At 64.2% G+C, this 11,699-nt stretch carries 11 protein-coding genes and 1 pseudogene; 8 read left to right on the top strand and 4 right to left on the bottom strand.

All coding sequences use genetic code 11. From position 1 onward, the window contains the following. Positions 1 to 194 precede the first annotated feature (194 nt). The gene (locus tag FS320_RS29765) at positions 195 to 1,130 is read right to left on the bottom strand and encodes a ribose-phosphate pyrophosphokinase (RefSeq protein WP_152715860.1); all 936 of its coding nucleotides are present in this window, start codon (positions 1,128 to 1,130) and stop codon (positions 195 to 197) included. Between the two features lie 304 nt (positions 1,131 to 1,434). Beyond that, positions 1,435 to 1,668: a hypothetical protein gene (locus FS320_RS29760; protein ID WP_338105537.1), complete on the bottom strand. Its 234-nt coding sequence runs from the start codon at positions 1,666 to 1,668 to the stop codon at positions 1,435 to 1,437. A gap of 131 nt (positions 1,669 to 1,799) precedes the next feature. On the opposite strand from FS320_RS29760, the gene FS320_RS29755 reads away from it, so the two are divergent. Then, complete coding sequence (locus FS320_RS29755) at positions 1,800 to 2,057, top strand: DUF6894 family protein (protein ID WP_152715859.1); 258 nt, start codon at positions 1,800 to 1,802, stop codon at positions 2,055 to 2,057. Positions 2,058 to 2,102: 45 nt separating this feature from the next. Here FS320_RS29755 and FS320_RS29750 read toward each other — a convergent pair whose 3' ends face one another. Further along, on the bottom strand, positions 2,103 to 2,393 hold the full coding sequence (locus FS320_RS29750; RefSeq protein WP_152715858.1) for a DUF6894 family protein: 291 nt from the start codon (positions 2,391 to 2,393) through the stop codon (positions 2,103 to 2,105). Positions 2,394 to 2,750: 357 nt separating this feature from the next. Next, positions 2,751 to 3,668 carry a LysR family transcriptional regulator gene (locus tag FS320_RS29745; RefSeq protein ID WP_152715857.1) on the bottom strand — a complete coding sequence of 306 codons (918 nt, stop codon included), beginning with the start codon at positions 3,666 to 3,668 and terminating at the stop codon, positions 2,751 to 2,753. A gap of 233 nt (positions 3,669 to 3,901) precedes the next feature. Here FS320_RS29745 and FS320_RS29740 point away from each other — a divergent pair, with 233 nt between their 5' ends. From FS320_RS29740 to FS320_RS29710, 7 genes and pseudogenes are all read left to right on the top strand, one after another. Then, positions 3,902 to 4,849 (top strand): dihydrodipicolinate synthase family protein, encoded by a 948-nt coding sequence (locus FS320_RS29740; RefSeq protein ID WP_152715856.1) that lies wholly within the window; start codon positions 3,902 to 3,904, stop codon positions 4,847 to 4,849. Positions 4,850 to 5,219: 370 nt separating this feature from the next. Continuing rightward, positions 5,220 to 5,813 carry a hypothetical protein gene (locus FS320_RS29735; protein WP_152715855.1) on the top strand — a complete coding sequence of 198 codons (594 nt, stop codon included), beginning with the start codon at positions 5,220 to 5,222 and terminating at the stop codon, positions 5,811 to 5,813. A gap of 68 nt (positions 5,814 to 5,881) precedes the next feature. Beyond that, a complete protein-coding gene (locus tag FS320_RS29730) occupies positions 5,882 to 7,972 on the top strand; it encodes a hydantoinase/oxoprolinase family protein (protein WP_152715854.1) in 2,091 nt (696 codons plus the stop codon). Continuing rightward, positions 7,969 to 9,798, top strand: a complete 1,830-nt coding sequence (locus FS320_RS29725; protein ID WP_152715853.1) for a hydantoinase B/oxoprolinase family protein — start codon at positions 7,969 to 7,971, stop codon at positions 9,796 to 9,798. Before FS320_RS29730 ends, FS320_RS29725 begins: the two co-directional genes overlap by 4 nt. Positions 9,799 to 9,808: 10 nt before the next feature. Beyond that, entirely contained in the window at positions 9,809 to 10,228 is a 420-nt protein-coding gene (locus FS320_RS29720) for a hypothetical protein (RefSeq protein ID WP_152715852.1), read from the top strand. A 24-nt stretch (positions 10,229 to 10,252) separates the two neighbouring features. Beyond that, positions 10,253 to 11,098 (top strand): fumarylacetoacetate hydrolase family protein, encoded by an 846-nt coding sequence (locus tag FS320_RS29715; RefSeq protein ID WP_152715851.1) that lies wholly within the window; start codon positions 10,253 to 10,255, stop codon positions 11,096 to 11,098. Positions 11,099 to 11,242: 144 nt separating this feature from the next. Further along, positions 11,243 to 11,578: pseudogene (locus FS320_RS29710) on the top strand (MFS transporter); the annotation flags it as partial. Between the last annotated feature and the right edge of the window lie 121 nt (positions 11,579 to 11,699).

Here is an 11,699-nt window from a genome sequence, read left to right as displayed (position 1 = left end):
AGTGTCATTCTGGAGCTATCTTGGCGATAGACTGGGAATTGCTGATGCGCCAGCCGTCCCGCGCCTGGCAGATCTGGTCAGCGACCGCTGCTCCTTAGCGTGATCGCCAACGGTTTTGCCCCTATTACGAAAATTTCGGGTAAGGCCGTTTATGGAATGCGAGTGGCTGCGGCTCTAGACGCTAGAATGAAGCTTCAGTGCCAGGTCAGGCTCGACACCGAGCCTTCCGTCGCCGTGCGCTCGATCGCCTCGCCCATCAGCGGGGCGATGCTGATGACGCGGATGTTGTGGGCCACCTTCACGGCTTCCGTCGGCATGATGGAATCGGTGATGACCAGTTCCTTCAGCTTGGAGCTGGCGATGCGGGCCACGGCTCCACCGGAGAGGACACCGTGGGTGATGTAGGCGTAGACCTCCTTCGCGCCCTTGGCCAGGAGGGCGTCGGCCGCATTCACCAGGGTGCCGCCGGAATCCACGATGTCGTCGACTAGAATGCAGGAGCGGCCGGACACGTCGCCGATGATGTTCATGACCTCCGACTCGCCGGGGCGCTCGCGGCGCTTGTCGACGATGGCGAGCTGGGCGTCGATGCGCTTGGCGAGCGCGCGGGCGCGCACCACGCCGCCCACGTCGGGCGAAACCACCATGCGGTTGCCGCCGTCGAGGTGCTCCTTGATGTCACGGGCCAGGGTGGGGGCCGCGAACAGGTTGTCGGTCGGGATATCGAAGAAGCCCTGGATCTGGCCGGCGTGGAGGTCCAGGGTCAGAACGCGGTCGACGCCCGCATGGGTGATGAGGTTGGCCACCAGCTTGGCCGAGATCGGCGTGCGTGATGCGGACTTCCGGTCCTGGCGGGCATAGCCGAAATAGGGCACCACTGCCGTAATGCGCTTTGCCGACGAGCGGCGCAGCGCATCCGTGATGATTAGAAGCTCCATCAGGTGGTCGTTCGTGGGGAATGATGTCGACTGGATGATGAAGACATCCTCGCCGCGCACGTTCTCCTGGATTTCCACGAACACTTCCATGTCGGCGAAACGCTTCACCTGGGCCTTGGCGAGCGGAACGTTGAGATAAGCGGCGATGGCCTCGGCAAGCGGACGGTTGGAATTTCCGGCGACGAGCTTCATGCAAACAACTTTGGCTCTGTGTGACCGATAGCACCCGCTGCGCTATGCAAGAATTCCTGCACGGCTGGGCGCAAGGCTCTTAGCAGCGATATGAAACCGTCACAATAGATGGAAGGCCCAGGCGGCTCACACCTGGCGAGCGAGAGCGCATTATTGAGATGTATGAGGAGGGCTACCAGGCCCGTGCCTTCAGCAATGCCGTTCTTGATATGGCTGGGTTGAGCCCTGAATAGAGCGCGAAGCAGGCCGCCGAAGTGGTTCTTGCGATCAAATAATTTCGCAGAATGCCCTTTTTGAAAAGTCCTTACCCTTGCTCGAGAGTGTCGAGGATCATTCTTTGTTGAGCGCGGAAGTATTCGAGGACCTCCTCCAACCCCCGAAGCACGGCCTTGGCTTGTGTTGTATCGCCTCTCTTCTCGGCCAACCGCTCGATACGGGCCATCTGTCGGGACACGAGCAGATTGATCTCGATGAGGTTCTTCTCAAGCTGGGCGATTTCCTGATCCTGCTCGAACATGGCGGCACGATTGGCTCTCACGTGGCGCCCATAAATGATCCGATCGTGCGCGTGTTCCCCAAACGACCGCGAATTGCGCGTAAGCCCATTATGGAACAGGAAGCGATCTCCCCGGCGTTGACGGATAATGTTCTCCAGCGCCGGAGCCCCGTATGCCACGCTTCTTCTTCGACATCCATGATGGCAAGGCCTTCACGCCCGACCGTGAAGGGCTGGATCTGGAAGACGTTGAAGCAGCCAAGGAAGAGGCCAAGAAAACCCTGCCTGAGATTGTGAAGGACGAAATGCCGGACGGGGACCGGCGTGACTTTACCGTCGATGTCAAGGACGTGGCCGGACAGATCGTCTGGCGGATCACGCTGTCGCTGGTCGTGGAAAGCCCCTCCCAAGGCTCAACAGCAAACACCTGACAGAGAGCCACGAATTTGGCATAAACCGCAGTATGGAACAGTGAATTAGGCCTCCTCTCGATCCTGGATTTTCCGGGAGTGAGGAATAACTACGCCGACTGAGTCATCGAAGATCTCGGAAAACGACAGGTGCAACACGACCTCGCCTGCTTCATTCTCGATCTCGATGGCATGGTCCCGCGGATCCTCGCCCCGGGCTGCGAAGGCACCTTTGAGACCTTGGGCAGCACGCAATGCTTCGCTGCAAGCCGTCTCCACACTGGGGAAATCGAGGCCAAGATCGTCACAACTCCGACCGTTGCCGTTGCTGCAAATGTGAAAGAAAAAGCGCGGCATGACGTCTTCCAGCGCTGATCCTAAGATGGCTAAACTAATGCCTTTATGGCGGGGAAGTTGCGGTACGAAACCGTACTATGTGGACCGCAATCGTGTGTCCCGCGAGGGCGCGAATTTCCGATAACGGTACCTTATGGAACGTAGACTCGAATGGGAGAACTAATCCGGGAAGCTCCGGAGCGGGTCAAAATATCATGTTCCGGCCGCTTAACGAACGTCGGCACTTGAGTGCCGAAGCGGACCAAACGCGTACGTCTCAGGAGTGCCAGTTGCTGACCTTCCCTCGATCCAAATTCCAGGTTGGCTCCGGCATCGGCAGCCGAGTAACTGCAAACCATTTCCCAGCTCCAGCACGGTTCAAATTTCATCCGGGGCTGGTACAGCCACGCCAGAGTTCGCGATCTTCCGGATGACCTGAATCACGGTCCGGCACGCGAGGGTCATCTCGCCATGACGCGAGATGGCCAAGGCAATGTGGCGGGTTATGGGTGGATCGATCAGCTTGGATGATTGCAGGCGGTAGTCCTTCGCCGCACCCGCAATCGCATAGGGCCCCAGCAGCGCGTAGACGCCGCCCTCCGCGACGATGTGCGCCTGCAATCTCAACGAGTCCGCCTCCAGGGCAACATTGAGCGAGATGCCGTGCTCATCCGCGAGCTGCTCGAGGTGATCGCGCCAGGAGCTGGGGCGGCAGAACAGCACGAGCGGCAGGTTATGCAGGGCCAAGAAGGGTACCGTCGGCCCAGACGTCAGCAGGTCGCCGGTCGCACTCATGAGGTGGGTCGGGGCCTTGACGAGGTAGGTATCGCCGTCCTTGGGCGATGGACTGGTCCGCAACAGGATCGCAAGATCGACGCTGCCATCCTCGAGCCAAGTCTCGAGCTGGGCGCCCTGCCCCTCCCGGACCGCGAGCTGGACCAGCGGGTACTGCTCCGCCAGACGTCTCTGCAAAGTGGTCACCAGCGGGTGTGCGGTCGAGGGCAGGCTGCCGATCCGGACCTTGCCGATCGGCGTACCCGCTGAGGTGCGAACGTCATTGAGGAGCTGCTCGGTGCTGGTCAGCCACCCCCGCACCTTGGGCGCGATGCGCTGCCCCAGCTCGGTTAGCATTACCCCCCGTCCGGTGCGCTGGAACAGGCGCCCGCCGCACTCCTGCTCCAGCTCACCGATGCGGCGGCTGATGTGCGGCTGGCTTGTGCCATAGGCCAGAGCCACCTTGCTGAGACTGCCGAGCTCGGCGGCATCGATGAAGAGCTTCCAAGCGGCGTAATCCATGGGCCATGGTCTCCGGATATACCCAGGTACGTATATCTGAAATACGAGTTCTATGCATTCCGATATAGAACGATCCCGCCTACTGTTTTCCCATGAGTTGACCGGCCCGATCGACGAAGCCGCCAGAGAGCCGCTTTCCGGATGCCGGCAGCCGAAGTGCTGAGTGCAAGCAAGCGTCGCCGCGAGAATCGCGCCGACCCAACCACCAATGATGCAACTTGGAGGAAACCGACATGACATCCCTCGATCTCAGAGGTCTCGTTCCCGCTCCCGTGACCCCCTTCACCCGGGACGGAAAGGTCGATCATGCGGCCATCCAGCGCCTGGGCTCCTGGCTCGGCAGCTTTGATGGCGTGAAGGGACTGGTCGTTCTCGGCCATGCCGGCGAAGGCACCTTCCTTACCCCTGACGAGCAGGCCGCCGTGATCCGGAGCTTTGTCGAGTCGACCGACGGCAGGGTTCCGGTTATTGCCGGCATCACCCTGGAAGGCACCAAGGTGGCGGCGCTGGAAGCCAAGCGGGCCGTTGCGGCCGGGGCAGCGGCTGGGCTCGTTTATCCGTCGCATGGTTGGCTGCGCTTCGGCTACCAGAACGGCGCGCCGCAGGACCGCTACCAGGCCATCTTCGAGGAGAGCGGTCTGCCGCTGATCCTCTTCCAGTACCCGGACGTGACCAAGGCCACCTACAACCTCGAAACCCAGCTCGAGATCGCGGCCCAGCCGGGTGTCTTCGCCATGAAGAACGGCGTGCGCAACATGCGCCGTTGGGACACCGAGATTCCGGTCATCCGCCGCGAGCGTCCCGATCTCCAAATCCTGCCCTGTCACGACGAGTATCTGCTGCACACGATGTTCGACGTCGACGGGGCCCTCGTGGGCTACGGCGGTCTGGCGCCCGAGCCGCTCATCGAATTCATCGCCGCAGGCAAGGCCAAGGACTACGCCAGGGCACGCGCCATCCATGACCGGCTGCTGCCGGTGACCCGCACCGTCTACCACCGCGGTTCGCACATGGAGGGAACCGTCGCTCTCAAGCACGGCCTCGTTGCGCGGGGCATCCTCGACCACGCGACGGTTCGCTCGCCCCTGTTGCCGCTTGAGCCAGGTGCGGAGGTCGAGATCGCCGATGCGCTGCGCTCGGCTGGCCTCATCGGGCGACCGACAGCCGTTGCCGCGGAGTAGTAGGCCAGCACGCGGCACAACGACAAAACGGCGGAGCGGATTCACGCTCCGCCAACGATAAAAAGGGAACGCCCATGACAACGCTGGTCGCCAACGGTGCCGTTTTGCCTACCGCCGCCACGCTACGCATGCCACCGCCGAGCTGGTCGCTGGCCTTGAGCGGCTTTCGGCCTCGGTGGCGCCGATGAAGGGCTCCCAGGCCGCGCAATCTTTGGGACCACATCAGATATGCCCGAGCAAGCGTACCTGAAATGCCCGGGCTGTGAATTCCGATATAGAACCTTGCTCCCTGCATTGTCTCCCATGCGCTGATCGGTAGTCGCCGATTGGCGGTGAGTTGCCTCTCTCACGTGGAATCGCTGGAGTTGCCATGACCGCCGTCAGTGCTACCAAGATGCTGCTGCGCATTCGCGAGAACGCAGCCGTTGGCGAACCCTTATCAGGCGAAGCTGCCCGTTACTTCGTGGTGGCCGTCGATGAATGGCTCAGCGGAACCGAATTCGCCGAGGCGTTCGGAGTGAAGCCCGCCCGGGGGGAGGCCGACCCGCGCAGGACGATGATCGAGAGCCAGCGCGATGAGTTGATCCGCACGGCGGCGCAACGTTTCCTCAGATACATCCCGCTGAGGCAGCGCGCCGAGGAACTGCATCGTGCCTGGACCCGCTATTTCGACGGAGCGTGGCATACAAGAGATCGCAAGCTCAGCGAGTGTCCGGAGCACTATTCAGGCAAGCCCGAAAGGTTGCTGTTTCATATCACGAGCCTGAAGCCGCACGTTCTTAGCGAGCGCCAGATCCGGCGAATTCTGGCCGCCGAACCTCCTGGTTCCGTGGCCACGGAACTGTGCTCCAACAAAGAGATCCGACGGAGACGGCCCAAGGATGCCGCCATTACGCTCCAGGGGAGCGGAGCGATGCACGGTGCCGCGATCGATGCTGGCGTCCCCGCGCATCCGAGCGGGTGACAACGCCCAAACTTCATAAGCCGAATAATTTCGCCTCAACAGGATCATTGCAGGGAGAGATCACGTCCATGGCCCTCGAAACCACTTCTGCCGAACTCCCACGGTTGCGCATCGCCGTCGACATCGGCGGCACCTTCACTGACCTCGCCGCCTTCGACGAGGCCGCCGGCGAGTTGCGCTTCGGCAAGGCGCTCTCCACCCACGACAAACTCGTTGACGGGATCCAGAACACCCTGGACGGTGCCGGCGTCGCCTTTCGCGACGCCCACCTGTTCCTTCACGGTTCCACCATCGCCATCAACACGCTGCTCGAGCGCACGGGCGCCCGGACGGCACTCCTGGTGACCGAGGGCTTCCGCGACATCTACGAGATCGGCCGCGTCAATCGCCCCGACGCCTACAACTTGTTTTTCCGCAAGCACGTGCCGCTGGTGGACAGGTCCTCGCGGCATGAGGTGCACGAGCGCCTGCTGGCGAGCGGCGCGGTGCACAAGCCGTTGGACGAGGAGCATCTCCGCTCCGTCCTGCGCACCCTCAAGCCCAAGGGCGTGGAGGCAGTGGCAATCCTGCTGCTGCACTCCTACCGCAACCCGGCGCACGAGGTCAGGGTCAAGCAGATCGTCGAAGAGGAATTGTCCGGCGTCTTCGTCTCCGCCTCGCATGAGCTGTCGCAGGAGTACAGGGAATTCGAGCGCGTCTCGACGGTCGCTGCCAACGCGTATGTCGGGCCGCGTGTCGCGACCTACCTCGGCGAGCTGTCGGAGCACCTGGACCGCCACGGCTTCGGCGGCGCCTTCTTCGTCGTGCAGTCGACGGGCGGCCTCTTTCCCGTCGAGCACGCGCAGCGCGACTGCGTGCGCATGCTGGAGTCCGGTCCCGCCGCCGGCGTGATCGGCACCCAGGCGATCTGCGAGGGGCTCGGCCTCACGGAAGCCATCGCCTTCGACATGGGCGGCACGACGGCGAAGGCCGGCGTGATCTACGAGGGCAAGCCGCTCACCACGGGAAGTGCCCTGCTCGGCGTCTACGAACAGGCGTTGCCGATCCAGATCCCGATGACGGATATCCACGAGGTGGGAACCGGAGGCGGCAGCATCGCGCGGCTGGCGCAGGGCAACGCCCTGCGCGTGGGTCCGCAAAGCGCAGGCTCGATGCCCGGTCCCGTTTGCTACGGTCGCGGCGGCACCGAACCCACGGTGACGGATGCCAACCTCATCCTGGGCCGTCTCGATCCCGATCACTTCCTAGGCGGCGAGATGCAGCTCGACCTGTCCGCGGCCGAGCGCGCCATGCGGGAGAAGATTGCTGACCCGCTCGGCATGGACGTGCTTCGCGCGGCGGACGGAGTTCTTCGCATCGCCGTCACCACGATGTCATACGCCGTCAAGGCCGTGACCACGGAGCGAGGTCTCGACGTCGGCGGCTTTACCATGGCGGTCTATGGCGGCGCCGGTCCGCTGCACGCCTCGGCGATCGCGCGGGAGATCGGCATCCGCCGCGTACTGATCCCCTACTCCCCCGGCTACTTCTCTGCCTACGGCATGCTCTTCAGTGACCTGCGCTACGACTACGTGCGGTCCTGCTTCCGCCGGCTCGCCACCGTCGACTTCGCGGAGCTCGAGGCCCTCTACGCCGCGATGGAGGGCGAGGGCACGGCCGCCGTCGAGGGTTCTTCGGTCCGGCCCGAGAGCGTCGTCCTGGAGCGCGCCGCGGACATGCGTTACGTTGGGCAGGAGCACGCCGTGACCGTGGAGCTGCCCCGCGAGCTCTTCGAGCAGGGCGACCGCGAGGCGATCAAGAAGCACTTCGACGCCCAGCACGCCATCCGCTACGGCACGAGCGCGCCCGGGGAGCCGGCCGAACTGGTGAGCCTGCGCACCACTGTGACGGGCGTCATGCGCAAGCCGCCCCGGCACACCGTTCCCGCGGGTGGGGCCGAACCCGACCCGGAGGCGCTGAGCCGCCGCAAGCCGGTCTACTTCGGCGAACTGCTCGACACGCCCGTCTACGAGCGCGACCTCCTGAGGGCCGGCAACCGCATCGCCGGCCCGGCGCTGATCGAGGAACGCGCCTCCACCACCGTTCTGGCCCCCGGCGATACGCTGGAGGTCGACACCGCCGGAAACCTGCTGATTGCAATCGGGAGCGACGCGCGATGAATGTCAACGTCAAGACTGCCCAAGCCGACGCCGCCCAGGCGGTGGATCCCGTCACGGTCGAGATCGTCCGCCGTGGCCTCCTCGCGGTCACCGAGGAGATGAAGACCAACCTGACGAGGACCGCCTACAACCTCATCATCTACGAGGCGCTGGACTTCACCGTCGGCCTGTTTACCAAGGAGGGCGAGACCCTGTCGATCGGGCTCGGCCTGCCGATGTTCATCCGCGGCATGTCCGAGACGGTCCGCGCGAAGATCAAGCACTTCGGCTACGAGAACATCCACCCCGGCGACATCCTGGTCACCAACGATGCCTACACGACGGGCAGCCACCTCAATCACTTCACCTTCACAATGCCGGTCTTCCATGAGGGCGAGTTGATTGGGTTCACCTGCTGCATGGCGCACTGGCTCGACGTCGGTGGCACCCTCGGCACGGTCACGACCGACATCTACTCCGAGGGAATCCAGATCCCGATCGTGAAGTACCAGCGCGGCGGCGAGGTCAACCAGGAGCTCGTCGACATCATCGCCATGAACGTGCGCCTGCCCGAGAAGGCGCTCGGCGACCTGCGCGCCCAGATCGTGGCGGTCACCACGGGCGAGCGGCGTTACCTCGAGCTGGTCGGGCGCTACGGCTGGCAGGCGGTGCACGACTCGTTCCGCGTCATCATGGACCAGTCGGAGGCGCTTGCCCGCGCCAACACCCTCAACATCCCGGACGGCGTCTACGAGGCGGAATCCTTCATGGACGACGACGGCCTCGATGTCGGCGAGCCCGTGCCGATCCGCGTGCGGATCGAGAAGCGCGGCGACGAGATGACGATCGACCTGTCCGACGTCAGCCGTCAGGTGCGCGGATTCTACAACTCCGGTGTCACCACGGGCATCGCCTGTGCTCAGGTCGCGTTCAAGTGCCTGGCGGCACCGACGGATTACCCGGTCAACGAGGGCAGCTTCCGGCCATTGAAGGTCATCATGCCGATGGGCACGGTGGTCAGCGCCGAGCGGCCGGCGCCGATGCGGGTCTGGATGACCTATCCCATGACGGTGATCGACACGATCTTCAAGGCGATGGCGAAGGCCATTCCCGACCGCGTGGCGTCCGGTCACCATGCCGACCTGGTCTTTCCCAACATCCACGGCATCAACCCGGCCGACGGCAAGTTCTACATCGTCGGCATCGGCCCGCTTGGCGGCGGCTGGGGGGCCAAGGCCACGGAGGACGGCGTCTCCGCCACCGTGTGCATCAACGACGGCGACACGCACAACAGCCCGTCGGAACAACTGGAAGCGAAGTTCCCCGTCCTCGTCGAACGTTATGTGCTGCGCGAGGACAGCGGCGGCGCGGGTCGCAACCGCGGCGGCCTCGGCTGCGAGATGGTCGTGCAGGCGCTGGCGCCGTTCCAGCTCACCACCCGCATCGACCGCGTGCACTGCAAGCCCTGGGGGCTGGAGGACGGTGGCGAGGCCGCGGGCAACGGTATCGGCCTGCGCCGGGACGGGAAGTGGGAGACCGAGTTCCCGAACGCCAAGGTCTTCAACGTCCGCCTGAAGGCCGGCGACGCCTACATGATGCGCTCCGGTGGCGGCGGCGGGTTCGGGCGCGCGACCGAACGTGATCCACAGCTCGTCGCCCGCGACGTGCGCGAGGGGTATGTCAGCCGGACGGTCGCGCTCGACACCTATCGCGTGGTCATCGACAGCGACGGGACGGTGGACGCGGCGGCGACCCGGGCACTGCGCGCCCGCACCGACATCGCTCCCGCGGCATCGGCGCAAGCGGCGGATGACACCGGTCCGCAGCTCGACATGACGCCGGGCTGAGGAGGGAAACATGACCACGCAACGGGACGGCGAGCCGGCAGACGTCGCGGCGCAGGTCCAGCGCCTCGCCTCCCTGTGGCGGGCGGTGACGTCCCGTCCGATGCATCCGGCCGGATGCACCTGCATGGGGCACTTCCTGATCCCCGCGCTCAATCCGCGGGACATGGAGGCCGACATCCTCGACTACATGCGCGGTCGCTACGCCGCCGAGAGACTCGATGCGCTCGTTGCGCTGCTCGATGCCCGAGAGGCGGAGCGGGAGGCGGACACACCCTTGGTCCCGTTCCGGACCTGGCTGCTCCGCCTTCCGGAAACGGGCGTCGAGGTGGCGGCCCTGGAGCGCTTCATCACCGATCTCGCCGACACCCTGGAATCCTTCGGGAGCGATAGCCGCCCATCGGGCTCCGGGAGCGGGATCATCTGCACCTGAACACGAACATTTTGGGGATTTGCCATGCGTCTCGTTTCCTTTGTCCATGATGGCCGAACTGCCTGTGGCGTGCTGGAGGGCGACCAGATCCTCGTCGATCCGGAATCCCGCCAGGCGGACCTGAAGACCGTGTTAGAGCAAAATGCGCTGTCCGAGTTCGCCGAGGCCTGCGCCGCTTCGGGCAAGCGACTTCCGCTCGACGGGGTCACGCTGCTGCCGGTGATCCCGAACCCCGGCAAGATCCTTTGCGTGGGCCATAACTACGAGGAGCACCGCCAGGAAACGGGCCGCGCCAAGACCGCCCATCCGTCGCTCTTCGTGCGGTTTGCCGATACGCTGATCGGCCATGAGGCGCCGATCGTTCGGCCCCCGTTCTCGACCTCGCTCGACTTCGAGGGCGAGCTTGCGGTCGTCATCGGGCACGGCGGTTTCCGCGTCCCGCCCGAGCAGGCCCTGGACCTCGTCGCCGGCTATTCCTGCTTCAACGACGGCAGCGTCCGCGACTGGCAGTGGCATACACAGCAGTTCACGCCGGGAAAGAATTTCCCGTCGACCGGGGCATTCGGGCCGGCGCTCGTCACGCCCGACGAAGTCGGAGTACTGGACGATCTCAGCATCGAAACCCGGCTCAACGGCGACGTCGTCCAGTCATCGACGCTGGGACACATGATCTTCCCGGTGGCGGAGATCATCGCTTACGTCACGAGCTTCACGCGGCTCTCACCAGGCGACGTGATCGCCACGGGCACGCCGGGCGGCGTGGGGGCGAAGCGGCAGCCGCCCGTCTGGCTAAAGCCGGGCGACGTGGTCGAGATCGACATTGCCGGTGTCGGCCTGTTGCGGAACGGCGTGACGGACGAGACGGCCTGACCGCGTCCGCCCGGTTTCACAGCCCAGCGGGGTCGATGGAAGCACTGCTGCTCATTGACCCCGTACCGAACCTCCGGAGGGCACACGCCCCCGGCAACAAAAAAAGAACGGCCGGAATGCGACACGACATCATGAGGGAACGCCATGCCACACGGGAACGCCGCGACCGCCGTCGAACGCTCAGGGAGCCCGTTCGACGGACAGGCTGACATCAGCGCGCGGATCGAACGCCTTCCGGTCACCAAGCCGGTCTTCTGGACGCGCAACATCATCGGAGCCGCGACCTTCTTTGACGGCTATACCGTCATCGCCATCGCCTACGCGATGCCGCTTCTCGTGACCCAGTGGAACCTCGATCCGCAGCAGACCGGGTACATCCTCTCCATGGGTTATCTGGGCCAACTGATCGGCGCCGTGCTGTTCGGTGCGCTTGCCGAGCGCTTCGGACGGCTCAAGATCCTCCTGTTCACTATCTGTTTGGTGGCGGAACGTTGTTGGGATCGGGTGCGTTACGCCATTGAGGAGTACACTTGGCGCTTTGACGGCCTGCGACGCCGAGCTTCTCACCGCAGGAGGACGTGATGCACTCCCTTCATCCGCA

This window comes from Microvirga tunisiensis (assembly GCF_009296175.1).
Taxonomy (GTDB): Bacteria; Pseudomonadota; Alphaproteobacteria; order Rhizobiales; family Beijerinckiaceae; genus Microvirga; species Microvirga tunisiensis.
The sequence above is the reverse complement of the archived record's forward strand: the minus strand, read 5'-3'. Positions and strand labels throughout refer to the sequence as shown.